This is a genomic window from Pseudomonas sp. G11 (genome assembly GCF_029457515.1).
Lineage (GTDB): Bacteria > Pseudomonadota > Gammaproteobacteria > Pseudomonadales > Pseudomonadaceae > Aquipseudomonas > Aquipseudomonas gorinensis.
The window spans coordinates 4724160-4747984 of record NZ_CP120377.1 but is presented as its reverse complement, the minus strand read 5'-3'; the positions used below and the strand labels follow the sequence as shown (position 1 = coordinate 4747984).

Annotated in this window: 20 protein-coding genes; 13 read left to right on the top strand and 7 right to left on the bottom strand. The window is 62.5% G+C overall.

Translation table 11 applies throughout. The annotated features are described in order from the left end of the window. Window positions 1–137 precede the first annotated feature (137 nt). Window positions 138–785: a two-component system response regulator NarL gene (gene narL, locus P2T68_RS21735; RefSeq protein ID WP_024075026.1), complete on the bottom strand. Its 648-nt coding sequence runs from the start codon at window positions 783–785 to the stop codon at window positions 138–140. Next, window positions 782–2584 (bottom strand): HAMP domain-containing protein, encoded by a 1803-nt coding sequence (locus tag P2T68_RS21730; RefSeq protein ID WP_102625549.1) that lies wholly within the window; start codon window positions 2582–2584, stop codon window positions 782–784. Before P2T68_RS21730 ends, narL begins: the two co-directional genes overlap by 4 nt. A gap of 311 nt (window positions 2585–2895) precedes the next feature. On the opposite strand from P2T68_RS21730, the gene P2T68_RS21725 reads away from it, so the two are divergent. The 12 genes from P2T68_RS21725 to P2T68_RS21670 all read left to right on the top strand — a co-directional run bounded on the left by P2T68_RS21725 (window position 2896) and on the right by P2T68_RS21670 (window position 19144). Continuing rightward, the gene (locus P2T68_RS21725; protein WP_024075028.1) at window positions 2896–4152 is read left to right on the top strand and encodes a nitrate/nitrite transporter; all 1257 of its coding nucleotides are present in this window, start codon (window positions 2896–2898) and stop codon (window positions 4150–4152) included. A gap of 2 nt (window positions 4153–4154) precedes the next feature. Then, window positions 4155–5552 carry a NarK family nitrate/nitrite MFS transporter gene (locus P2T68_RS21720; RefSeq protein WP_024075029.1) on the top strand — a complete coding sequence of 466 codons (1398 nt, stop codon included), beginning with the start codon at window positions 4155–4157 and terminating at the stop codon, window positions 5550–5552. Window positions 5553–5610: 58 nt separating this feature from the next. Further along, window positions 5611–9384 carry a nitrate reductase subunit alpha gene (locus P2T68_RS21715; RefSeq protein WP_024075030.1) on the top strand — a complete coding sequence of 1258 codons (3774 nt, stop codon included), beginning with the start codon at window positions 5611–5613 and terminating at the stop codon, window positions 9382–9384. Between the two features lies 1 nt (window position 9385). After that, window positions 9386–10924 (top strand): nitrate reductase subunit beta, encoded by a 1539-nt coding sequence (gene narH, locus P2T68_RS21710; RefSeq protein WP_277378261.1) that lies wholly within the window; start codon window positions 9386–9388, stop codon window positions 10922–10924. Window positions 10925–10926: 2 nt separating this feature from the next. Next, complete coding sequence (narJ, locus tag P2T68_RS21705; protein WP_150293726.1) at window positions 10927–11682, top strand: nitrate reductase molybdenum cofactor assembly chaperone; 756 nt, start codon at window positions 10927–10929, stop codon at window positions 11680–11682. Beyond that, entirely contained in the window at window positions 11675–12355 is a 681-nt protein-coding gene (gene narI, locus P2T68_RS21700; protein WP_277378260.1) for a respiratory nitrate reductase subunit gamma, read from the top strand. Before narJ ends, narI begins: the two co-directional genes overlap by 8 nt. Window positions 12356–12365: 10 nt before the next feature. Then, entirely contained in the window at window positions 12366–13292 is a 927-nt protein-coding gene (locus P2T68_RS21695; protein ID WP_150293730.1) for a peptidylprolyl isomerase, read from the top strand. A 1-nt stretch (window position 13293) separates the two neighbouring features. Next, entirely contained in the window at window positions 13294–14280 is a 987-nt protein-coding gene (gene moaA / locus P2T68_RS21690; RefSeq protein WP_277378259.1) for a GTP 3',8-cyclase MoaA, read from the top strand. A gap of 294 nt (window positions 14281–14574) precedes the next feature. Next, window positions 14575–16575 (top strand): ribonucleoside triphosphate reductase, encoded by a 2001-nt coding sequence (locus P2T68_RS21685; RefSeq protein ID WP_024075036.1) that lies wholly within the window; start codon window positions 14575–14577, stop codon window positions 16573–16575. A gap of 31 nt (window positions 16576–16606) precedes the next feature. After that, window positions 16607–16762, top strand: a complete 156-nt coding sequence (gene nrdD, locus P2T68_RS21680) for an anaerobic ribonucleoside-triphosphate reductase (protein ID WP_024075037.1) — start codon at window positions 16607–16609, stop codon at window positions 16760–16762. Further along, window positions 16759–17454 carry an anaerobic ribonucleoside-triphosphate reductase activating protein gene (locus tag P2T68_RS21675; protein ID WP_024075038.1) on the top strand — a complete coding sequence of 232 codons (696 nt, stop codon included), beginning with the start codon at window positions 16759–16761 and terminating at the stop codon, window positions 17452–17454. The genes nrdD and P2T68_RS21675 overlap by 4 nt, the downstream gene beginning before the upstream one ends. A gap of 70 nt (window positions 17455–17524) precedes the next feature. Then, on the top strand, window positions 17525–19144 hold the full coding sequence (locus P2T68_RS21670; RefSeq protein ID WP_277378258.1) for a methyl-accepting chemotaxis protein: 1620 nt from the start codon (window positions 17525–17527) through the stop codon (window positions 19142–19144). Window positions 19145–19802: 658 nt separating this feature from the next. On the opposite strand, the gene P2T68_RS21665 is transcribed toward P2T68_RS21670, so the two are convergent. The 4 genes from P2T68_RS21665 to P2T68_RS21650 are packed head-to-tail and all read right to left on the bottom strand — an operon-like array spanning window position 19803 to window position 22854. Beyond that, the gene (locus tag P2T68_RS21665; protein WP_277378257.1) at window positions 19803–21155 is read right to left on the bottom strand and encodes a 4Fe-4S binding protein; all 1353 of its coding nucleotides are present in this window, start codon (window positions 21153–21155) and stop codon (window positions 19803–19805) included. Beyond that, window positions 21152–21991: an FTR1 family protein gene (locus tag P2T68_RS21660; protein ID WP_193690552.1), complete on the bottom strand. Its 840-nt coding sequence runs from the start codon at window positions 21989–21991 to the stop codon at window positions 21152–21154. Before P2T68_RS21660 ends, P2T68_RS21665 begins: the two co-directional genes overlap by 4 nt. Before the next feature lie 9 nt (window positions 21992–22000). Next, window positions 22001–22324, bottom strand: a complete 324-nt coding sequence (locus tag P2T68_RS21655; RefSeq protein ID WP_277378256.1) for a cupredoxin domain-containing protein — start codon at window positions 22322–22324, stop codon at window positions 22001–22003. Continuing rightward, window positions 22324–22854 carry an iron transporter gene (locus P2T68_RS21650; protein ID WP_024075044.1) on the bottom strand — a complete coding sequence of 177 codons (531 nt, stop codon included), beginning with the start codon at window positions 22852–22854 and terminating at the stop codon, window positions 22324–22326. Before P2T68_RS21650 ends, P2T68_RS21655 begins: the two co-directional genes overlap by 1 nt. A gap of 179 nt (window positions 22855–23033) precedes the next feature. On the opposite strand from P2T68_RS21650, the gene P2T68_RS21645 reads away from it, so the two are divergent. Further along, window positions 23034–23267, top strand: coding sequence for a DUF3079 domain-containing protein (locus P2T68_RS21645; RefSeq protein ID WP_041161182.1), 234 nt, complete (start codon window positions 23034–23036; stop codon window positions 23265–23267). Here the strand turns inward: P2T68_RS21645 and P2T68_RS21640 are convergent. After that, window positions 23248–23724: a hemerythrin domain-containing protein gene (locus P2T68_RS21640; protein ID WP_024075046.1), complete on the bottom strand. Its 477-nt coding sequence runs from the start codon at window positions 23722–23724 to the stop codon at window positions 23248–23250. The two genes, P2T68_RS21645 and P2T68_RS21640, sit on opposite strands and share 20 nt — an antisense overlap. Between the last annotated feature and the right edge of the window lie 101 nt (window positions 23725–23825).

The window sequence follows — 23825 nt, the reverse complement described above, 5'->3', positions numbered from 1 at the left end:
CATGTCCCCGCACATGTGTCCACCATGTGTCCGGTCCATACAGGGCTCTTTTCCAAAGTGACCCGCCGTAAGGGCGGAACCGCCAGCCGCCGTTACCGCAGCAACGGATATGTACTCAACCCCCCCGAAAAAAAACCTCACCCCGCCTGCCGCAAATGCTCCATCGCCCAAACCGCCGCCTCCACCCGCGACCGCAACCCCAACTTATGCAGCAAATTCTTCACATGCACCTTCACCGTCCCCTCGGTAATCCCCAACTTATGCCCGATCACCTTGTTGCTATGCCCACTGGCAATCGTCTTCAACACCTGCCGCTCCCGTTCGGTCAACTCCACCGCCGCATGGGGTTGCGGCGAGCGCAGGGCCTGGGCCAGGACCCGCGTCAACCCAGGGCTGATCACCAAGGCACCCTGCAAGGCATCGCGGATGAACTGGACGACCAACTCCGGCTCCATGTCCTTGAGCAGGTACCCGTTGGCATCCAGGCGCAGGGCATCGCGAATATCGTCTTCAGCGTCGGACACCGTAAACAGCAACACCTTGCCCGCATAGTTCATGGCCCGCAGGCGGCGCAGGGTTTCCAGGCCGTTCATTTGCGGCATGTTGTTGTCCAGCAGCACCAGGTCCGGTTGCAGCGTGTCGATCTGGTCCAGGGCTTCCTGGCCATTACCGGCCTCGCCGACTACCTGCAAGTCGTCTTCCAGTTCCAGCATCTGGCGCATGCCGTGGCGCATCATCGGGTGGTCGTCGACTAGCAGGATGCGGTGGCGAGTGGGTGTGTTCATGCGTGGGTGCCTTGTAGAGGTTGCCCGAGGAATTCCGGGTGAAAACGCAATTGCACGCGCGTGCCCTGGGGCTCGCGTGGGCCGATGTCGAGTTGGCCGTGCAGGCTGCGTGCGCGCTCGTCCATGATGGTCAGGCCGTGGTGTTCACGTTGATCGACGTCGCCGCAAAAGCCACGGCCGTCGTCTTCGATGCACAGGCTGACGGTCTCGCCCTCCTGGCGCAGTTGCAGCCAGGCGTTTTGCGCATGGGCGTGGCGCAGGCAATTGGACAGGGCTTCGCGGGTGATTTGCAGCAAGTGGATCTGCTCACTGGCCGATAGCTGGAAGGCCAGGGCGTCGACGTGCAGGTGGACCTGGAATTCGCCGCGCCGGGAAAACTCTTCAGCGGTGTCCTGCAGTTCCTGCACCAGCCCGGCATCGTGGATTTGCAGGCGAAAGGTGGTGAGCAACTCACGCAGTTGCCGGTAGGCATTGTTCAGGCCGTCGCGCAGCTCGGCGGTGACGGTGGCCAGGGTCTCCACCGGTTCGCCGCGGCGGATCAGGGTTTGCATGCGGCTGACTTGCAGCTTCATGTACGACAGCGCCTGGGCCAGGGAGTCGTGCAGTTCGCGGGCGATGATGGTGCGTTCGTCGAGCAGCAGCAAGCGGTGGTCCTGCTCGCGCTGGCGCTTGAGGGACAGTGAGGTGCCGATCAGGTTGGCCAGGGCCTGGATCAGTTGTTTCTCCCAGTCCTGGGGCGCATGGCCGTCGATGAAGTGGGCCTTGAGTTCGCCCAGTTCCGAGCCCTGGTTGCTGATGCTGAACACCTGGGGCGGCGCGACCTTGTGTTTCTGGCAGGTCGCGCAGTCGCCGATGGCGCAGACGTTGCGGCTGTCGCCGCCATGCAGGGCGAGCATCTGCTGGGCCGGTGCGAGGAAGTGGCCTTGCAGGCACAGCGACAGGCGCAGCCCTGGCAGGCGCTTCTGGAAGCGTCGGATCAGTTCATCCAGGCCCTCGGCATTCGCCAGGCGCGTGGCCAGGCTGCGGCTGCTCTGGTAGAGCAACTCGAGGGCGGCGTTGGCCTGTTGCAGGTTGAGGGTCTTGAGGCGCACCTGGCTTTCCAGGGTGCGGTGGGAGGCTTCGATGGTTTCGGCCATGGTGTTGAAGCTCAGGGCCAGTTGCCCCAGTTCATCCTCGGAACGGTGGTTGACCCGGGTCTTGAAGTCGCCGTCGCGAAAGCGCCGGGTGGCCTGCACCAGCTCCTGCAAGGGGTTGACCACGCCGTATTGCAGTTCATACAGGCCGATCAACAGGATGATCAGGGTGCTGAACAGCGCCAGGCCCTGGATGCCTTGTTGCCAGCCTTGTTTGTGTTCGCTCTGTTGCTGCAACAGGCTGACGAATTGATTCAATTGCTCGACGAACCCCGGTGCGCTGGCCTGGAACAGGGCGGCGTCACCCCGTGCCAGGGCCGGGCGCAGGTCGTCGTGCCAGCGTTGCTGGATCTGTTGGTAGCTTTGCAACAACGCACTGCGCGGGCCGTCTTCGAGCACGGCCTTGAGCGACTGGCTATCGAGACGCCCTTGCAGGCTTTGGGTGATGCTGTCGATCTCGTCGGCCGGTGCGCCGGCGGCGAGCTTCCAGCTCAGGTGGTAGGTCTCCATGCGCACCGAGCCTGCGGTATTGATCGCGGCGGCGTCGCCCTGGCTGAACCAGGCGATCAAGCCGGCACTCAAGGAACTGGCGAGCGCGAGGATCGCGATCAGGATCACGGCCAGGCCGGCGCGGGCGGGCAGGGAACTGCGCAGCCAGCTAAACACGGCGGCGTAATCGAAGGAGGGGGGGCGTCTGCATGGCGGCACCAAAAAGGGCAAAAAGGGCTGGAACACCGCAATCCCTGGCGCACTACCTCTAAAGAATTGCCGGCAAACCCTCCCACGGGAAAACACCGGCACAAGAGACCAATCCATTGATAAATAAAGACTTTCTCTTGTTGTTCGAACTACCTCCTTAGAGGTAGGTGGGGCCAGCATAGCCCGATACCCCCCAGGCGGACGTTGATCTGCGTCAAGTTCCAAGGGGGGGTCGCCCCTAACCTGCGCTCATGGAATCACTTTCTGGAGCGCGTACCGTGACTCAACCCCGTATAAGACAAGGCCTGGTGCTGGGCATGAGCACACTGGCTTTCACCGTCTGCTTTATGGTGTGGATGATGTTCGCCGTGTTGGGCGTCCCCATCAAAGAGCTGTTGCAACTCAACGAAACCCAGTTCGGCCTGTTGGCCGCCACGCCGGTGTTGACCGGTTCCCTGGTGCGCCTGCCGCTGGGCCTGCTGACTGACCGTTTCGGCGGGCGCATCGTGTTCTTCCTGCTGATGCTCGCGTGTGTGTTGCCGCTGTACCTGATCACTTACGCCACCGCCTATTGGCAGTTCCTGGTCCTGGGCCTGTTCGTCGGCCTGGCCGGTGGCTCGTTCTCGGTGGGCATCGCCTACGTTGCCAAATGGTTCGACAAGGACAACCAGGGCTTCGCCATGGGGGTGTTTGGCGCCGGCAACGCGGGCGCCGCTGTCACCAAGTTTCTGGCCCCGGCGCTGATCGCCCTCGGCACCTGGCACCTGGTGCCCAAGGTGTTCGGCGCAATCCTGTTTATCACCGCGCTGCTGTTCTGGTTTCTCACCAGCGAAAACAAGGCGCACCGCAGTGCCGGCGGCGCGACCCTGCGCCAGCAGTTGCTGTGCCTGAAAGACCCGGCCGTGTGGCGCTACTGCCAGTACTACTCGATTGTGTTCGGCGGCTACGTGGCCCTGGCGCTATGGATGACCAAGTACTACGTGCAGGAATACGGTTTCAGCCTGCAAAGCGCCGCACTGCTGGCCGCGTGTTTCTCGCTGCCGGGTGGCGTGCTGCGTGCGGTGGGCGGTTGGATGTCGGATCGCTGGGGCGCGCAAAGCGTGACCTGGTGGGTGTTGTGGGTGAGCTGGATCTGCCTGTTCCTGCTCAGCTACCCGCAGACCCAATTGCAGGTGCAGACCGTCAACGGCCCCCTGGATTTCCATATCGGCCTCAACGCCACCCTGTTCACCGTGCTGCTGTTCGTGATGGGCATCGCCTTCGCGTTCGGCAAGGCCTCCGTATTCAAGTACATCGCCAATGACTACCCGCAGAACATGGGCGCGGTGTCCGGCATCGTCGGCCTGGCCGGTGGGCTGGGGGGCTTTGTACTGCCGATTCTGTTTGGCGCCCTGGTGGACCTCACCGGCGTGCGCTCGTCCTGCTTCATGTTGATGTACGGCGTGGTCTGGGTGTCCCTGACCTGGATGTACTTCAGCGAAATGCGCAAGCAACCGCTTTTGGGCAAAACCGCCCAACGTCTCCAAGGAGAATGAACATGTCCATCGCGCAAAAGCCCGGCTCGGGGCCGGTGATCCACGACTGGCGCCCTGAGGACCCCGCGTTCTGGGGCGCCAGCGGCAAGAAGACCGCCACCCGCAACCTGTGGATCTCGATCCCTGCGCTGTTGCTGGCCTTCGCCGTGTGGATGGTGTGGAGCACGGTGATCGTGCGCCTGAACGCCATCGGCTTTACGTTCACCACTGACCAGCTGTTCTGGCTGGCGGCGTTGCCGGGCCTGTCCGGCGCGACCTTGCGGGTGTTCTACTCGTTCATGGTGCCGATCTTTGGCGGCCGCCGCTGGACCGCCCTGAGCACCGCATCGCTGCTGCTGCCATCGCTTTGGATGGGCTTTGCGGTGCAAGACCCCAACACCCCCTACAGCGTGTTTGTACTGATCGCGTTGCTGTGCGGTTTCGGCGGCGGCAACTTCGCCTCGAGCATGTCCAACATCAGCTTCTTCTACCCCAAGTCGCAGCAGGGCACGGCCCTGGGCCTGAACGCCGGCCTCGGCAACCTTGGGGTGTCGGTGATGCAGTTCTGCGTGCCGCTGGTGATCACTTTCGGCGTGTTCGGCCTGGTCGGCGGGCAACCGCAAACCTTGCCGGATGGCAGTCAACTCTGGCTGCAGAACGCCGGTTTTATCTGGGTGCCGTTTATCCTCACCGTCACCGTGGCGGCCTGGTTCGGCATGAATGACCTGTCCAGCGCCCGTGCCTCGTTCAGCGAGCAGGCGGTGATCTTCAAGCGCAAGCACAACTGGCTGATGTGCTGGTTGTACCTGGCCACCTTCGGTTCGTTCATCGGCTTTTCGGCGGCGTTCCCCCTGCTGATCAAGACTTCGTTCCCCGATGTGGTAGCGCTGAAATTCGCCTTCCTCGGGCCTCTGGTCGGCGCACTGGTACGCCCATTGGGCGGCTGGCTGGCGGACAAGTTGGGCGGTGCACGGGTGACCTTGTGGAACTTCGTGCTGATGATCGTGATGGTGTTCGGTGTGTTGCACTTCCTGCCCGAAAACGGCCAGGGCGGCAGCTTCTATGGCTTCCTCGGCATGTTCATGCTGCTGTTCATCACCACCGGCGTGGGCAATGGCTCCACCTTCCGCATGATCCCGGTGATCTTCCGCACCCAGCACGAAAAGGCCAGCGCCGGTAAATCCGCCGCCGAACGCGAGCAAGCGCTCAAAGATGCCGGCAAGGAATCCGCCGCCGTACTCGGCTTCAGTTCGGCCATGGGCGCCTTCGGTGCGTTCTTCATTCCCAAATCCTTCGGCACCTCGATGGCCGCCACCGGCAGCCCGGCGATGGCCTTCTACATGTTTGTCGGTTTCTACCTGAGCTGCATTGTCGTGACCTGGTGGTGGTACGCCCGCAAAGGCTGCGCCACTCCCTGCTGATCGACCACGAATTCGCCGGGGCAACGTACCCCACGGCACGCCTGATGAGGAAAACATCATGAGTCACTTGCTGGATCAACTGCGGTTCTTCAACCGTAAGCAAAACGAATTCTCCGAGGGTCACGGCGAGACCCGCAAGGAGTCCCGCGACTGGGAGAACGTCTATCGCTCGCGCTGGCAGTACGACAAGATCGTACGCTCCACCCACGGCGTGAACTGCACCGGCTCCTGCTCGTGGAAGATCTACGTGAAGAACGGCCTGATCACCTGGGAAACCCAGCAGACCGACTACCCGCGCACCCGCAACGACTTGCCCAACCATGAGCCGCGCGGCTGCCCTCGGGGTGCCAGCTACAGCTGGTACATCTACAGCGCCAACCGCCTCAAGTACCCGAAGATCCGCAAGCCGTTGCTCAAGCTATGGCGTGAAGCGCGCCTGACCCTGCCACCGGTCGAGGCGTGGGCGAGCATTGTCGAGGACAAGGTCAAGGCCGACTCGTACAAGAGCAAGCGCGGCATGGGCGGTTTCATTCGCTCGAACTGGGAGGAGGTCAACGAGATCATCGCTGCCTCCAACGTCTACACCATCAAGCAATACGGCCCGGACCGCATCGTCGGTTTCTCGCCGATCCCGGCCATGTCCATGGTCAGCTACGCGGCGGGTTCGCGTTACCTGTCGCTGATCGGCGGCGTGTGCCTGAGCTTCTACGACTGGTACTGCGACTTGCCACCGGCCTCGCCGATGGTCTGGGGCGAGCAGACCGACGTGCCGGAATCGGCCGATTGGTACAACTCCAACTACATCATCGCCTGGGGTTCCAACGTCCCGCAGACCCGTACCCCGGATGCGCACTTCTTCACCGAGGTGCGTTACAAGGGCACCAAGACCGTGGCCATCACCCCCGACTATTCGGAAGTGGCCAAGCTCACCGACCTGTGGCTCAACCCCAAGCAGGGCACCGACGCCGCGTTGGCCCAGGCCTTCAACCATGTGATCTTCAAGGAATTTCACCTGGACAAACCGAGCGCCTACTTCACCGACTACGCCAAGCGCTTCACCGACTTGCCGGTGCTGGTGATGCTCAAGCCGATGACCGGTTTTGCCCCCGGCGCCGGCTTCCAGCCTGACCGCTTCCTGCGGGCCTCGGACCTGACCGGCAACCTCGGCCAGGACAACAATCCGGAATGGAAAACCATCGCCCTCGACGAAAGCGGCGAACTGGTCTCGCCACAAGGTTCCATCGGCTACCGCTGGGGCGAGAAGGGCAAGTGGAACATCCTCGCGAAGGAAGGCGGTGAAGGCCGCGCCATCGACCTGAAACTCAGCCTGATCGGTGACGACGTCGCCGAAGTGGCGTTCCCGTATTTTGCCGGCGAAGCCCACGAACACTTCCAGCACGTGGCCGGCGATGCCGTGCAGTTCCGCCGCGTGCCGGTGCACAGCGTGACCCTGGCCGACGGCAGCGTGGCCAAAGTGGCGACGGTGTTCGACTTGTCCGCCGCCAACCTGGCCATCGACCGTGGCCTGGGCGGCCAGAACGTGGCCAAGGACTACGACGACGCCAGCGTGCCGGGCACCCCGGCGTGGCAGGAAGCGATCACCGGCGTCAGCCGCGAGAAAGCCATCCAGATCGCCCGTGAGTTCGCCGACAACGCCGACAAGACCAAGGGGCGCTCGATGATCATCGTCGGCGCGGCGATGAACCACTGGTACCACATGGACATGAACTACCGCGGGCTGATCAACATGCTCATGCTCTGCGGTTGCGTCGGCCAGACCGGCGGCGGCTGGGCCCACTACGTAGGCCAGGAAAAACTGCGCCCGCAATGCGGTTGGCTGCCCCTGGCCTTCGGCCTGGACTGGAACCGCCCGCCACGCCAGATGAACGGCACCAGCTTCTTCTACGGCCACAGCTCGCAATGGCGCCACGAGAAGATGAGCATGCACGATGTGCTCTCGCCTCTGGCCGATAAATCGCAGTTCCCGGAACACGCCCTGGACTACAACATCCGCGCCGAACGCGCCGGCTGGTTGCCGAGTGCGCCGCAGCTCAACACCAACCCGCTGCACATCTGCCGTGAGGCGGCTGCCGCCGGCATGACGCCGAAAGACTACGTGGTCCAATCCTGGCAGGACGGCAGCCTGCGCTTTGCCTGCGAACAGCCGGACAGCCCGGTGAACTTCCCGCGCAACATGTTTATCTGGCGCTCCAACCTGCTCGGCTCGTCGGGCAAGGGCCATGAGTACATGCTCAAGTACCTGCTGGGCACCAAGAACGGCGTGATGAACGAAGACATCGGCCACAGCACCGAATGCAAGCCCACCGAGGCCGAATGGGTCGAAGACGGCGCCATCGGCAAGCTCGACCTGGTGACCACCCTGGACTTCCGCATGTCCTCCACCTGCGTGTATTCCGACATCGTCTTGCCGACCGCCACCTGGTACGAAAAAGACGACATGAACACCTCGGACATGCACCCGTTCATCCATCCGTTGTCGGCCGCCATCGACCCGGCGTGGGAGTCGCGCTCCGACTGGGAAATCTACAAGGGCATCGCCAAGGCGTTCTCGGCCATGTCGGTCGGCCACCTGGGCGTGGAACAAGACCTGGTCACCGTACCGTTGATGCACGACAGCGTCGGCGAACTGGCCCAGCCATTTGGCGGCACCGACTGGAAAAGCGCCGGTGTGGCGCCGGTGCCGGGCAAGAACGCGCCGAACATGGCGGTGGTGGAACGCGACTACCCGAACATCTACAAGCAGTTCTCGTCCCTGGGCCCGATGCTGGAAAAACTCGGCAACGGCGGCAAGGGCATCAACTGGAACACCGACGAGGAAGTCGAGTTCCTCGGTGAACTCAACCACCACGAAAACGACGCGGGCATCAGCCACGGTCGGCCGAAGATCGACACCGCCATCGACGCGGCCGAGGTGATCCTGTCCCTGGCCCCGGAAACCAACGGCAAGGTCGCCGTGAAAGCCTGGGCCGCGCTGTCGGAGTTCACCGGCATCGACCACAGCCACCTGGCGATCTCCAAGGCCCACGAAGCGATTCGCTTCCGCGACATCCAGGCGCAGCCACGCAAGATCATCTCCAGCCCGACCTGGTCGGGCCTGGAAGACGAGCACGTGAGCTATAACGCCGGCTACACCAACGTGCATGAAAACATCCCATGGCGCACCATCACCGGCCGCCAGCAGTTCTACCAGGATCACCCGTGGATGCAGGCGTTCGGCGAGCAGTTGATGAGCTACCGGCCACCGGTCAACACCCGCACCATCGAAGGGGTGAAGGGCAAGCGCAGCAACGGCGAGACCGAGATCGTGCTGAACTGGATCACCCCGCACCAGAAGTGGGGCATCCACAGCACCTACAGCGACAACCTGCTGATGCTCACCCTGAGTCGTGGCGGCCCGATCGTGTGGCTCTCGGAAATCGACGCCAAGCGCGCCGGCATCGAAGACAACGACTGGATCGAATGCTTCAACGTCAACGGCGCCTTGACTGCCCGTGCGGTGGTCAGCCAGCGCGTGAAGGAAGGCATGGTGATGATGTACCACGCCCAGGAACGCATCGTGAACGTGCCCGGTTCGGAAACCACCAAGACCCGTGGCGGCCACCACAACTCGGTGACCCGCGTGGTGCTCAAGCCGACGCACATGATCGGCGGCTATGCCCAGCAGGCCTACGGTTTCAACTATTACGGCACGGTCGGTTGCAACCGCGACGAGTTTGTCGTGGTGCGCAAGATGGCCAAGGTCGACTGGCTCGATGGCTCCACCGGCAATGACCTGCCGCGCCCATTGCCGACTGATATCGAGGAGAACTGAGATGAAGATTCGCTCACAGATCGGCATGGTCCTCAACCTGGACAAATGCATCGGTTGCCACACCTGTTCCATCACCTGCAAAAACGTGTGGACCAGCCGTGAAGGCATGGAATACGCCTGGTTCAACAACGTCGAATCCAAACCCGGTATCGGCTACCCGAAAGAGTGGGAAAACCAGGACAAGTGGAAGGGCGGCTGGATTCGCCACGCCAACGGCTCGATCAACCCACGCATCGGCGGCAAGTTCCGCGTGTTGGCGAACATCTTCGCCAACCCCGACCTGCCGAGCCTGGACGACTACTACGAACCGTTCGACTTCGATTATCAGCACCTGCACACCGCACCGTTGGGTGAGCACCAGCCGACCGCACGCCCACGTTCGCTGGTGTCTGGCAAGCGTATGGAAAAGATCGAGTGGGGCCCCAACTGGGAGGAAATCCTCGGCACCGAATTCGCCAAGCGCCGCAAGGACAAGAACTTCGACCAGATCCAGGCCGACATTTATGGCGAGTACGAAAACACTTTCATGATGTACCTGCCGCGCCTGTGCGAGCACTGCCTCAACCCGGCGTGCGCGGCATCGTGCCCGAGTGGCGCGATCTACAAGCGTGAAGAAGACGGCATCGTGCTGATCGACCAGGAAAAGTGCCGGGGCTGGCGCATGTGCATCAGCGGCTGCCCGTACAAGAAGATCTACTTCAACTGGAAGAGCGGCAAGTCCGAGAAGTGCATCTTCTGCTACCCGCGTATCGAAGCCGGTATGCCGACTGTGTGCGCCGAAACCTGTGTGGGGCGGATTCGCTACCTCGGCGTGCTGTTGTACGACGCCGACCGCATCAGCGAAGTGGCGAGCACGGCCAATGAGCAGGACCTCTACGAGAAACAGCTGGAAATCTTCCTCGACCCGAATGACCCGGCGGTGATTCGCCAGGCCCTGGCCGATGGCGTGCCACAGTCGGTGATCGACTCGGCGCAGCGTTCGCCGGTGTACAAAATGGCCGTTGATTGGAAACTCGCGCTGCCGCTGCACCCGGAATACCGCACCTTGCCGATGGTCTGGTACGTGCCGCCGCTGTCGCCGATCCAGAACGCCGCGGCGGCTGGCACCGTGGGCATGAACGGGGTGATCCCGGATGTCGACAGCCTGCGCATTCCGCTGCGTTACCTGGCCAACCTGCTCACCGCGGGCGACGAGAAGCCGGTCAAGCGTGCGCTCAAGCGCCTGTTGGCGATGCGTGCCTACAAACGCTCCCAGCAAGTCGACGGCGTGCAGGACCTGCAAGTGCTCGAAGACGTCGGCCTGAGCGTGGAACAGGTGGAAGAGATGTACCGCTACCTGGCGATCGCCAACTACGAAGACCGCTTTGTGGTGCCGAGTGCGCACCGTGAAGACGCCATGAGCGATGCGTTCGCCGAGCGCTCCGGCTGTGGTTTCAGCTTTGGCAGCGGTTGCAGCGGCAGCTCCGACACCAACATGTTCGGCGCCAAGAAGGCCAACCGCCGCGACGTGCTGAAAACCGTACAAATCTGGGAGGACTGAGCATGCGCATTCTTAAAGTGATTTCGTTGCTGCTGGACTACCCCACCGACACCCTGGTGAACGGCCGCGACGAACTGGAACAGGCGATCATCGAATCGCGGGAAATCAGCCCCAAGCAGCGCGGCGCATTGTTCGAGTTGCTGGAGCTGATCTGCGCCAATGACTTGATGGACGGTCAGGAACACTACGGTGCGCTGTTTGGCCGGGGGCGTTCGCTGTCGTTGCTGTTGTTCGAGCACGTGCATGGCGAGTCCCGCGACCGCGGCCAGGCCATGGTCGACATGATGGCCCAGTACGAAGAGGCCGGGTTTGCCATCGGTGTCAAGGAGCTGCCGGACTACATCCCGTTGTACCTGGAGTTCCTCTCCACCCGTGAAGACATCGAGGCCCGCGAGGGCCTGGCGGATGTGGCGCACCTGTTGGCCTTGCTCGCCGCGCGGCTGGAAGAGCGCGAGAGCGGCTATGCCAGTTGCTTCCGTGCGCTGTTGCAGATTGCCGGCGCCGAGCCGCACCAGGCCGTGGCCGAGCTGCGTGCCCAGGTCGCCGCCGAACCGCGTGACGACTCCCTCGAAGCCCTGGACAAAATCTGGGAAGAGGAAGCGGTGGACTTCATGCAGGCCGAGCAGCAGGACCGTTGCAGTTCGATGCCCAGCGCACCAGGCAAGGCCCGCGAAGAAAGCGCGGTGCCGTTGCACTGGGTGGATTTTCAGCAAGAAGGGCGGGCCGCAGTGCCGGCCGGGGAGGTGGGTAATGTCTAAGTGGAATTTGCTGGTATTCGGGATCTATCCCTATGTCGCCCTGGCGATCTGCCTGTTGGGCAGCTGGGCGCGGTTCGACCTGTCGCAGTACACCTGGAAGGCCGGCTCCAGCCAGATGCTCAACAACCGTGGCATGCGCGTGGCGAGCAACTTCTTCCACATTGGCGTGCTGTTCGTGCTGGCCGGGCATTTTGTCGGCCTGTTGACCCCGGCGTCGGTCTATCACCATGTGATCAGCACCGAGCAAAAGCAGTTGCTGGCGATGGTCTCCGGTGGCTTCTTCGGCCTGCTGTGCCTGGTGGGCCTGCTGATGCTGGTCAAGCGTCGCCTAGGTGACCCGCGTGTACGGGCCACGTCAAGCCCGTCGGACATCCTGATCCTGCTGGTGTTGCTCGCGCAGTTGGTGCTCGGCTTGCTGACCATTGTCGCCTCCACCGGGCATATGGACGGTTCGGTGATGGTGATGCTCGCCGACTGGGCGCAGAACGTGGTGCTGTTGCGGCCGATGGACGCGGCGGCTTCGATCGAGCCGGTCAGCCTGATCTACAAGGCGCATGTGGCGTTGGGCTTGACCCTGTTCGTGCTGTTCCCGTTTACCCGCTTGGTGCACATGGTCAGCGCGCCGATCTGGTACCTGGGGCGTCGTTATCAAATCGTGCGGCAGAAGTATTGAGGAGAACGTCATGACTACAGGATGCGGATGTGGTGGCGGGAATGGCGGCAGCGGTGGTTGCGGCTCGTCGGTCAAGGAACCGGTGATTGCCGAGGTGGCGGCCCAGGCTTCGTTCGAGGAGCTCAAGGCGCCGGAATTGATCGCCAGCAGTGAACAGGAATGGCCGATCGTCAGCGTCAACGGCGTGCCAGTCACGCCCGAGGCCATGGCCCTGGAATTGCAATATCACCCGGCTGAAAGTCGCGAGGAAGCGGTGTACCTGGCCGCCCGCGCACTGGTGATCCGCGAGCTGTTGCAGCAGCGGATCGCCGAGCTGGGCCTGGCGGTGGAGATCGCCGCCGGCGAGAACGAAGAAGAAGCGGCCACGCGCCTGTTGCTGGAGCGTGAGGTCAAGGTGCCTGAGTGTGACGAGGCCACCTGTGTGCGCTACTTCGAGAACAACCGCGGGCGCTTTCACAGCGCGCCGCTGCTGGCGGTGCGGCACATTCTGCTTGAATGCGCGCCGGACGATGCCGACGCACGCCACCTGGCGCACACCCAGGCGGAAATCCTGTTGCTGACCCTGGAAGAGCAGCCTGGCCAATTTGCCGAGCTGGCCCTCAAGTATTCGGCGTGCCCGTCCAAGGCCCAGGGTGGTTCGTTGGGCCAGGTGAGCAAGGGGCAAACCGTGCCCGAACTGGAGCGCCAGCTGTTCACCCTGGCCCCGGGCCTGGCCGGCAAACCGCTGGAGAGTCGTTATGGCTGGCATGTGATCAGTGTCGACCAACGTATCGAAGGCCAGCCGCTGCCGTATGAAGCGGTGGCGGTCGCGATCCGCACCCAGTTGCAGCAGGGCGTGTGGCAGAAGGCATTGGTGCAGTACCTGCAAACCCTGATCGGCGCGGCGGACATCCGCGGCATCGCGCTGCAGGGCGCCGACTCGCCGTTGGTGCAGTGACATGAGCCTGGTGGATGGGGTGGGCCGTTCGATCGATTACCTGCGCTTGTCGGTGACCGACCGCTGTGATTTTCGCTGTGTGTATTGCATGGCCAAAACCATGACGTTCCTGCCGCGCCAGCAGGTGTTGACCCTGGAAGAGCTGGAACGCCTGGCGGCGCTGTTTGTCCGCCAAGGCGTGCGCAAGATCCGCCTCACCGGCGGCGAGCCGTTGATCCGCCCGGGCATTGTCGGGCTGTGCCGCAACATCGCGGCACTGCCGGGCTTGCGCGAACTGGTGATGACCAGCAACGGCTCGCAGCTGGCGCGACTCGCACAGCCGTTGGTGGAGGCGGGGGTCAAGCGCATGAACATCAGCCTCGACAGTCTGGATGACGCGCGGTTTCGTGCGATTACCCGCAATGGCGACTTGCAGCAGGTGCTCGCGGGGATCAAGGCGGCCAGCCAAGCGGGGTTCGAACGGGTCAAGCTCAATTGCGTGGTGATGAAGGGACGCAACTTCGACGAGGTGCCGGCGCTGGTGCAGTTCGCCATCGACCAGGGCATCGACATCAGTTTTATCGAGGAAATGCCCCTGGGGGATGTGGGGCGCTCGCGGGGCGAGACGTTCTGCTCCAGTGATGAAGTGCGAACGGTGATTGCCCGTGAGCATGGGTTGATTGATAGCACCGAGAACAGCGGAGGCCCCGCGCGGTATGTGCGGTTGGCGGGGCATCCGGGCACCCGGGTGGGGTTTATTTCGCCTAATTCGCATAATTTTTGTGGGAGTTGTAATCGGGTACGGATGACGGTGGAGGGGCAGTTGCTGTTGTGTCTGGGGCAGGAGGATGCGCTGGATTTTCGCGCTTTGCTGCGGCGCTATCCGCTGGATGACGGGCCGTTGATCGCGGCGTTGCACAAGGGGTTGAAAGGCAAGCCGCTGCGCCATGATTTCACGGGGGCAGGGGAGGTGCAGGTGGTGCGGTTTATGAATATGAGTGGAGGCTGATTTGAGATCAAAAGCCAAAGCGCGGCGGCCATAGAGCCGACCGGTGTCGGGTCTGGTGTACTCGGTAAAAAATGTGGGAGGGGGCTTGCCCCCCGATGAGGGAGTGTCAGTGGATGCATCTATGGCTGACCCACCGCCATCGGGGGCAAGCCCCCTCCCACAAAAACGGATATGCCTCCCCAATCAAAAAACCTTGACCCCGATCAAGGGAAACCCACCCCATTCTCCGTAACCTCACTGCATCTTGTGTATTAAAACCTAAAAACATCTATATGTAGTGTCTGGAGCCCGGAAATGCAAAACACGCTCACCCCGCTGGTCAGCACCCGCCTACACAAACGCGACGGCAGCCTGGTCCCCTTCGATGCCGAAAAAATCCGTCAGGCGCTGATCGCCGCCGGCACCGCTACCGGCGAGTACCAAGCCGCCGATGTCGACCTGTTATTGGGCGCCGTCCTGGCCCGCCTGAGGGGTATCGAACAGCTGGATGTCGAACAGATCCAGGACAGCGTCGAACGCGTGCTGATGGACGCCGGCTACTTCCTGTCGATGCGCGCCTATATCGTCTATCGCGAACAACACGGCCGCCTGCGCCGCGACCGCAAGACCCTGGTGGAAGTCGCCACCTCGATGAACGAATACCTCGACCGTGAAGACTGGCGCGTGCAGGCCAATGCCAACCAAGGCTATTCCCTCGGTGGGCTGGTGTTGAACGTGTCGGGCAAGGTCACCGCCAACTATTGGCTGGACGAGGTCTACAGCCAGCAGATCGGCCGCGCCCACCGTGAGGCGGACCTGCATATCCATGACCTGGACATGCTCGCCGGCTATTGTGCCGGCTGGTCGTTGCGCTCGCTGCTGCACGAGGGCCTCAACGGCGTGCCGGGGCGTGTCGAAGCCGGGCCGCCCAAGCACTTGAGCAGCGCCCTGGGGCAGATGGTCAATTTCCTCGGCACCCTGCAAAACGAATGGGCCGGCGCCCAGGCGTTCAGTTCATTCGATACGTACCTGGCGCCCTATGTGCGCAAGGACCAACTGAGCTACCCCGAAGTGCGCCAGGCGGTGCAGGAGTTCATCTACAACCTCAACGTGCCGTCGCGCTGGGGCACCCAGACGCCGTTTACCAACCTGACCTTCGACTGGGTATGCCCGGAAGATTTGCGTGAGCAGGTGCCGGTGATCGGCGGTGAGGAAATGCCGTTCGCCTATGGCGATCTGCAAACGGAAATGGAGCTGATCAACCGGGCCTACATCGAAGTGATGCAGGCCGGCGATGCCAAGGGCCGGGTGTTCACCTTCCCGATCCCCACCTACAACATCACCCACGATTTCCCCTGGGACAGCGAGAACGCCGACCGTCTGTTCGAGATGACTGCGCGCTATGGCCTGCCGTATTTCCAGAATTTCCTCAATTCTGATATGCAGCCCAACCAGGTGCGCTCGATGTGCTGCCGCCTGCAACTGGACGTGCGCGAGCTGCTCAAACGCGGCGGTGGGTTGTTCGGTTCGGCGGAGCAGACCGGCAGCCTGGGCGTGGTGACGATCAACTGCGCGCGCCTGGGTTACCTGTTCAAGGGCGACACCTCTGGCTTGCTGCAACGCCTGGACAGCCTGATGGACATGGCGATGGAAAGCCTGGAGGTCAAGCGCAAGGTGATCCAGCACCATATGGATGCCGGGCTGTACCCCTATACCAAGCGCTACCTGGGCACCTTGCGCAATCACTTCTCCACCATCGGCCTCAATGGCATGCACGAGATGCTGCGCAACTTCACCGGGGACGAGCAGGGTATGCACACCGCTGAAGGCCGTGCGTTCGCGCTCAAGTTGCTCGACCACGTGCGCGCCACCTTGCTGCGCTTCCAGGAAGAGACCGGCCACCTCTACAACCTCGAAGCCACGCCGGCCGAAGGCACCACCTACCGTTTCGCCAAGGAAGACCGCAAGCGCTACCCGGACATTCTGCAAGCCGGCAGCGTGGACGCACCGTACTACACCAACTCGTCGCAGTTGCCGGTTGGCTTTACCGAAGACCCTTTCGAAGCCCTGGAGCTGCAAGACGAACTGCAATGCAAATACACCGGCGGCACCGTGTTGCACCTGTACATGGCCGAGCAGATTTCCTCGGCCCAGGCGTGCAAGCAACTGGTGCGCAAAGCCTTGGGGCGTTTCCGCCTGCCGTACTTGACGGTGACCCCGACCTTTTCGATCTGCCCGGTCCACGGCTACCTCGCCGGCGAACATGAGTTCTGCCCCAAGTGCGATGAAGTCCTCGCGCTCGCGGCCCGTTCTTGAACCGATTTATCAACTCGCAAGGAGCTCCACCATGCAAGCATCCCAGCCACAACGTCAGCGCTGCGAAGTCTGGACCCGAGTGATGGGTTACCACCGGCCGGTGTCGGCGTTCAACCCTGGCAAACAGTCCGAGCACAAAGAGCGTGTGCACTTCACTGAAACGGCCGCCCTGGCCGGGCGCCAATGAGTCGAGCGCTACGGGTCGGGGGCATGGTGCCCCTGACCACCCTCGACTACCCCGGCATGCTCGCCTGTGTGCTGTTTTGCCAGGGCTGTGCCTGGCGCTGTCGTTACTGCCACAACCCGGACCTGATCGCACCGCGCGGTAGCGCCGAGATCGATTGGCGCCGGGTGTTGTTGTTTTTGCAGCGGCGCCAGGACCTGTTGGACGCGGTGGTGTTCAGCGGCGGTGAACCGACCTTGCAGGAAGGCTTGCCGGCGGCCATGGATGAAGTGCGCGCGATGGGCTTTCGGGTCGGCCTGCACAGTGCCGGGATCAAGCCGGCGGGCTTCGCCAATGCGTTGCGCCATGCCGACTGGGTGGGCTTCGATGTGAAGGCCCTGGCCGAGGACTGCCAATTGATCACCCAGGTCAAGGGCAGCGGTGCCGCCAACTGGCGCAGCCTGGACACCTTGCTGGCCAGTGGCGTGGATTATGAATGCCGCACCACGGTGCATTGGCACCTGATTGACCCACCCCGGTTGCTGCTGCTGGCCCAGCGTTTGCAAGCCAATGGTGTCAAGCGCTTTGCCGTGCAGATGGTGCGCACGGCGACGATGCTCGATGCGCAACTGCCCAGTGTCTCCGTACAGATGGCGTTGCCAGAGTTGTGGGGCCGTTTGCGGGAGTTGTTCCCGGCATTTGTATTGCGAGGGTGACCGATCACCCCCGTCAGGATTTTTAAAGATGCTGTCCGTTTTGGGCAGGCTTTCATCAAGGAATAATGGAATGAAGCAGTTAACCACGGCGCAACGCATTGTCATCGGCTTCGCGATCGCGCCGTTGGCCCTGGTCGGTCTGGTGTTTTATGCCTTGCACGACCTGGCAACGCTCAAGCAGCAATCCGAACAAATCGTACAACAGGACTGGCCTCGCATCGCGCCGATCATGGTGATTGCCACCGGCGTGCGTGACAACGGCCGCAACACCCGTGACCTGCTGATCGACCAGGATAACCAACAGGCGCAGGCCTCTATCGGCACGACGCGCGAGCGCATTACCCAGGCCTTCGCAACCCTGGAGCCGCTGTTCGATACCGCCGAAGGCAAGGCCGCCTATGCCACCTTGAAATCCCATCGCGAAGCCTACGTGGCGGCCTTCACCCAGGTGCAGGCGCTGATCAAGCAGGGTGCCCGCGAACAGGGCCTGGCCCAGCTCAAACAGCAGGTGATGCCGGCCGAGCTGGACGTGTTCAAGAGCCTCGATGCGTTGATGGCCATGCAAGGCCGGCTGTTCACCGAGCGTGAGCAGGCGGCGCAAACCCTGTATGACGACGCGCGTCGCACGATGATCGGGCTGTTCCTGCTGTGCCTGACCCTGGTGGTGGCCGCCGCCGTGATCGTCACCCGTAGCGTCACCCGGCCATTGGGCGGCGAGCCGGACGAGGTGGCACGGGTGCTCAAGCATATCGCCAATGGTGATCTGACCATCGAGGTACCGCTGGGCAACAGTGCCGACGGCAGCGTGATGCGCAACCTGCACCTGATGCAGCAGAGTCTGAACCAGATGGTCCGGCACATCGCCGTGTCGGTGGACGGCGTGGCCAGCTCGTCGGAAGAGTTGAGCGCGGTCAGTAGCCAGACCAGCAGCAGCTTGCAGCTGCAGGGCCAGGAAATCGAACAGGCTGCCACGGCGGTCAATGAAATGACCGCCGCCGTCGACGAAGTGGCGCGCAATGCCGTGAGCACCAGCGAAGCCTCGCACCTGTCGGAGCAGACCGCCCAGCGCGGGCAGGCCCAGGTGCAGGAAACCGTGGCCTCGATCAACACCCTGGCCACCGGCGTGGTGGAGACCTCGGAGCGTATCCAGCAACTGGCGGGCCGCGTGCAAGACATCAGCGGTGTGCTGGAAGTGATCCGCAGCATTGCCGACCAGACCAATTTGCTGGCGCTGAACGCCGCTATCGAAGCCGCCCGGGCCGGCGATGCCGGACGCGGGTTTGCGGTGGTGGCCGATGAAGTGCGCGCACTGGCCCATCGCACCCAGTCTTCGACCCAGGAGATCGAACAGATGATTGGCAATATCCGCCAGGACACCGAACACGCCGTGGCCGCCATGCACAGCAGCAGCGAGCGGGTACAGGCAACCTTGGGTGTGGCCCAGCGGTCGGGAGAGGCGTTGGCGGAGATTACCCGGTCGATTTCGCAGATCAACGAGCGCAACTTGATGATTGCCAGCGCCACTGAAGAACAGGCCCTGGTGGCGCGAGAAGTGGATCGGAACCTGGTGGGGATTCGGAATTTGTCGCAGCAGGTATTGCAGGGGGCCTTGCATACGGAAACCGCGGGGCATGACCTGGCAGGGATGGCCGGAGCGCTGCATCAGACCGTGGCGCGGTTCAAGGTTTAACGGGGTGGCTTAGATCAAAAGCCAAAGCGCGGCAGCCATAGAGCCGACCGGTGTCGGGTCTGGTGTACTCGGTAAAAAATGTGGGAGGGGGCTTGCCCCCGATGAGGGCGTGTCAGTCACTTATTTGTTCACTGACCCGGCGCCATCGGGGGCAAGTCGAATCGTCGCACCGCCCCTCCCACATTTGGATCTCCATAAGTCAGAGATCTCCATAGGTCAGGTAGACCTTGGCCTGGTTTTGCTCTGCTTTTGCTCTGCTTTTGCTCTGGCTTTTGATCTTGATCTTAGGCGCCCCGTTAAACCACGCTGGCCGAACGCAGGCTTGAATCCGTGGGTAACCCGGCAGGACGCCGGGTTAGCCGTCCTGGGCCAGGGATGGCCCATGACGGCGGCCCACGGATTCAAGCCTGCGTTCGGGCACACCGAGCCTAAGCGAGGTGCCGAGTGGTGGGGCAAGAGCCCTTTTGGTTACTTTTGGGGCTCTTTTCCAAAAGTGACCCGCCGTAAGGGCGGAAACGCCAGTAGCCGTTACCGCAGCAACGGATATGTACACCAACCCGCTAGCCGCCATTCCCGCAGCAACGGATATGTACCCCAACCCGCCAGCCGCCGTTACCGCAGCAACGGATATGTACACGGACCCAGACCCGCCCCCCAATCAACCCCACCCCCAAAACTGCAACCACCACCCAACCCCCACCAACCCATTACTCAACACCACAAAAAACCAAGCCCCCCCACGTAACACCCCCCCAACCCCCCGAAGCTGCCGCCACCCCAACCACAAGCACCACCCAACCGCCCCAACCAGCAACACCGCCCGCGCCGACTGCACCCAACCCAACCCCAACCCCTCATAACGCAGCAACTTCACCGTGGTCGCCGACAACCCCAGGAACAACCCCGCACCACCGAGGGGCGTCAGTGTCAGCGCCAAGGGCCGAAACAGTGCGCGATCCCCCGCCACCCAGGCGGCCAGGCGCAGCAGCAGCCAGCAGCCACCACCGAACAACAGTGCGCTGCCACACAGGTACAGCACGATGCACAGGCCATCGAGCCAGCTGAAGCTGTCATTGAGTTGCGGGTAGTGAGTGAGCAGCCACCAGGGCGCAGTGTCTTGCAGGGGCCACAGCCAGTCATGACTCACCAGCCACGTCGCCAGGGTTTGCTTGAGCGCGATAAACCATGGGCTGACCGTCCATTGAAACGCCCCCATTGCCAGGCCGATCACGCCAAACAACAACAGGCGCGCATCCCATGCCGAGCCGGGTTGGCGAGGTGCCTGAAGGATCTCCGTATTGGACGACCGGGCGATCAATTGCACGGCCCCGCGTTGTCCGCTGCAACGGCCACAGGCATGGCACTCGCTGGCCCCTTGCAAGCGGCGGATATCCAGCAGCGGCGCGCAGTTGGGCAGCGGCAGGCGCGGTGCGGTGTTGGCCTTCCAGCGTTGCTCATCCACCGCGAAATGCACCGGCGCCAGGCGGGCGAGCAGGGCGAAGACGCCGCTGACCGGGCACAGGTAACGGCACCACACGCGTTTACCGCGCACGAACAACAGGCCGACGACCATGGCCGCCAGGGTCGAGCCGCCGAGGATCAGCAAGGCGGCCTGGGCGTAGTCATACACACTGATCAACTGGCCATACAGGGTCGTCAGGCAAAAGCCCAGCGTCGGCCAGCCGCCCCAGCGCACCCAGCGCGGAATGCCCAGGCCGCGCCCGTGTTGGCTGGCCCATTCGCTCAACGAACCTTCTGGGCAAAGCACCCCGCACCACAGGCGCCCGAACAGCACCATCGACAGCAACACGAACGGCCACCAGAGGCCCCAGAAGATAAATTGCGCGAGCAGTGTCAGGTTGTTCACCAGGCGCGCCTGGCTGCTCGGCAAGGGCAGCAGCGCCGGCAACACCAACAGCACGGCGTAAACCAGCACCACCAGCCATTGCACGGTACGGATTAACCGCCCATGGCGCCGCATGCCATCGCCCAGGCGCTGCAGCCAGGTCATGCCGCTGGCCGCGAGCGACGCAGGCCGTTGCCGACCCACAGCCAATAGCCGAGCAGCACCAGCACGGTGACCAGGCTCGGCGCGGCACGGTAGCCGGCAAAATCGGCCAGCAACGACCCCAGGCCGTGGCTGTCGCTGAGCAGGGCGCTGCTGTCCCAGCGGCTTTCACCGAAGGCGCCATACACCCATTCGGGCAGGTCCATGCCCAGCAGTTGTCCGCTGATACGGTCCACGGCGGCCACCAGCAAGGCCCCACCCAATAGCAACAGCAGTGCTTCGCTGAGGGCAAAAAACAGCGACCAGGAGATAAAGCGTCGACTGCCCCGCAGCACCACCACCGTCAGGCCCGCCAGTACCAGGCCCAACAGGCCGCCGATGGCGAACAGGCTCAGTGCCGGACCGTTAAGGCGCGCCCCGGCGCCATACAAAAACACCACGGTTTCACTGCCTTCACGGCTGACTGCCAACAGCGCTAACAACAGCACCCCCCAACCACCCTGGCGGGCCAGGCGCTGATCGGCTTCGCGCACCAGGCTGTGTTTGAGCGTGGCGCCGTGGCGATGCATCCAGAACACCATCTGCACCATCAAGCCGCTGGCCAGTAACGTCAGCGCCGCTTGTGCCCATTCACCCTGGGAGCCGCTCATGGCTTCGCCGGCCCACAGCATCAAGCCGGCCAACCCGGCGGAGCACAGCAGCCCGAGCAACACCCCGGCCCACAGGAAACGCGCCAGGCGTGAGTGTTCGGCCTGGCGGCTGATCCACACCTGAAGAATGCCGATCACCAACAACGCCTCGACGCTTTCACGCCAGACGATAAACATCGATTGATTCATCAACGGCTCCTATTGCGCGAGGATGCTGCCTTCGGGCAACTGTGGGTTGAATTCGTCGAAGAACGGGTACAACCCCGGCTTGAGCGGATGGATGACCACAAAAGTGGTCACGCCAGGGGACAGCACCTTCTCCACCCGCAACGGCGTGCTTTCGAATTCGGCCGGGCCTTGGCCGATGTTGTTGAGCACGATCTTGAAGCGCTCATCGGCCTTGACCACCAATTGCGGCGGGTCGAAATGGCCGTCTTGCAGGCTCAGTTCATACGTGGGCAACGGCGCCGCCAGGGCTGTGCCGCTCAGCAGCATGCTGCCCAGCAGCAGGGCGCGGCGCATCAGTAGCCGCCTTTTTTGCCGATACCGGCGTAGACAAATTCGTAATGCACTTCGCAGCGTTCGAACCAGGGCGCGACGCCGGTTTCCTTGTCGGTGTGGCGGCCCAGGGAGTGGTGGCCGGTGGGCGGCAATACGCTGAAGGTGAGGGTGTATTTGCCAGGGCCTTGCAGCTTGACGTTGTCGCCATAGTGCGGCCCGTCATTGGCGACCATGGCGTGGAAGTCGCCGTTGATCGGCGTCTCGCTGCCTTGTTTTTTCAGGGAGAACGACAGGTTCAGGTAGGGCACGAAACTGCCTTCCTGGAAGCCTTGGGCGTTGTCCGCCGTGGCGCGTACATCGGCCTCCAGGTGCACGTCGGAATCGGTGGTGGCGCGCATCATGCCGGCGGGGGCCATCTCGATGGGTTGCAGGTACACCGCGCCGATTTCCAGCCCTGGGCAGTGTTGCGGTTCGCCGATGGGATATTCCTTGGCGAACGCCGCAGAAGTGGACAACAGCAGGATGAGGGGCAGTGCAGAAGGGATACGCATGGAGGCTTCCTGACGGGTGAGGGGAGAGAGCCCGAGTCTAGGAAGGTCAGGGGTAAATAATAATGATTCTTGTCAAGTTTCGATGATATTTCATGTTGGCCAGGCTTGATATCGGTCAAGGCCAGGCACCTGTGATCGGCGTAGGTTGGACCTATCGTTCGCCGGTAGGGAACCTCGTCATGGCCAAGCCTTTTCCACTGCACCCCAAGCACCCCGAGCGCATCTGCTGGGGGTGCGACCGCTATTGCGCCGCCACCGACCTGGCCTGCGGCAACGGTGCCGACCGTACCATGCACCCGGCCGAGATGATCGGTGATGACTGGTACGAACATGGCGATTGGGGCGTTACCCCGGAGCCCGCCGCCGCGGACGAGCCGTCAGGGGCCACAGTGCTCAGGCTGCGAGGGGTTTAGTCTGCATCGACTTTTTGTAGGCGGCTTTCATGGCTTCCATTTCGGCGCCTAGCTCCTCGAGGACAGCTTTGCCCAACAGCTTCTTCGCTTGAGGGAACATCTCGGTTTCCTCTTCTTCGATATGGTGCTCCAGCAGCTCCTTGACCACTTTGACGCGGCCGGAAAACTCAGTGGTGGAAGGCTCGGTCTGTTTCAGGTCGGGCAATACCAGGGCATCGACTGTGCGGTGCTCTTCCTTGGCTTCGTGGTACATGATGTCCTGTTCCTTGCCACCGGCTTTGCGGAAGGCTGGGTACAGAATCTCCTCCTCCAGCTTGGTGTGCAGGCTGATTTCCATCTCCAGTTTGGCCAGCAATTCGGTGCGCTTCTTGACGCCACGCTCGGTGGATTCGCTCAGTTGAGTCAGCAGTGCTTTGACGCGTTCATGGTCAGCCTTGAGAAGGTCAATGGCATTCATGTTGAAACCTCACGGATAGCGCTCGGGCGCGTCGACATGCGCGCCTCGTCCAGTGGGATATTGCATCAGCTGTACCAACATGGACGATTAGTTAATTTTCT

What these genes read in the sequence shown, in the direction of transcription:
- narL (WP_024075026.1), bottom strand. Translation starts at nt 785, where the DNA reads ATGAACACACCCACTCGCCACCGCATCCTGCTAGTCGACGACCACCCG.
- P2T68_RS21720 (WP_024075029.1), top strand. Translation starts at nt 4,155, where the DNA reads ATGTCCATCGCGCAAAAGCCCGGCTCGGGGCCGGTGATCCACGACTGG.
- P2T68_RS21715 (WP_024075030.1), top strand. Translation starts at nt 5,611, where the DNA reads ATGAGTCACTTGCTGGATCAACTGCGGTTCTTCAACCGTAAGCAAAAC.
- narH (WP_277378261.1), top strand. Translation starts at nt 9,386, where the DNA reads ATGAAGATTCGCTCACAGATCGGCATGGTCCTCAACCTGGACAAATGC.
- narJ (WP_150293726.1), top strand. Translation starts at nt 10,927, where the DNA reads ATGCGCATTCTTAAAGTGATTTCGTTGCTGCTGGACTACCCCACCGAC.
- narI (WP_277378260.1), top strand. Translation starts at nt 11,675, where the DNA reads ATGTCTAAGTGGAATTTGCTGGTATTCGGGATCTATCCCTATGTCGCC.
- P2T68_RS21695 (WP_150293730.1), top strand. Translation starts at nt 12,366, where the DNA reads ATGACTACAGGATGCGGATGTGGTGGCGGGAATGGCGGCAGCGGTGGT.
- moaA (WP_277378259.1), top strand. Translation starts at nt 13,294, where the DNA reads ATGAGCCTGGTGGATGGGGTGGGCCGTTCGATCGATTACCTGCGCTTG.
- P2T68_RS21685 (WP_024075036.1), top strand. Translation starts at nt 14,575, where the DNA reads ATGCAAAACACGCTCACCCCGCTGGTCAGCACCCGCCTACACAAACGC.
- nrdD (WP_024075037.1), top strand. Translation starts at nt 16,607, where the DNA reads ATGCAAGCATCCCAGCCACAACGTCAGCGCTGCGAAGTCTGGACCCGA.
- P2T68_RS21675 (WP_024075038.1), top strand. Translation starts at nt 16,759, where the DNA reads ATGAGTCGAGCGCTACGGGTCGGGGGCATGGTGCCCCTGACCACCCTC.
- P2T68_RS21670 (WP_277378258.1), top strand. Translation starts at nt 17,525, where the DNA reads ATGAAGCAGTTAACCACGGCGCAACGCATTGTCATCGGCTTCGCGATC.
- P2T68_RS21665 (WP_277378257.1), bottom strand. Translation starts at nt 21,155, where the DNA reads ATGACCTGGCTGCAGCGCCTGGGCGATGGCATGCGGCGCCATGGGCGG.
- P2T68_RS21660 (WP_193690552.1), bottom strand. Translation starts at nt 21,991, where the DNA reads ATGAATCAATCGATGTTTATCGTCTGGCGTGAAAGCGTCGAGGCGTTG.
- P2T68_RS21655 (WP_277378256.1), bottom strand. Translation starts at nt 22,324, where the DNA reads ATGCGCCGCGCCCTGCTGCTGGGCAGCATGCTGCTGAGCGGCACAGCC.
- P2T68_RS21650 (WP_024075044.1), bottom strand. Translation starts at nt 22,854, where the DNA reads ATGCGTATCCCTTCTGCACTGCCCCTCATCCTGCTGTTGTCCACTTCT.
- P2T68_RS21645 (WP_041161182.1), top strand. Translation starts at nt 23,034, where the DNA reads ATGGCCAAGCCTTTTCCACTGCACCCCAAGCACCCCGAGCGCATCTGC.
- P2T68_RS21640 (WP_024075046.1), bottom strand. Translation starts at nt 23,724, where the DNA reads ATGAATGCCATTGACCTTCTCAAGGCTGACCATGAACGCGTCAAAGCA.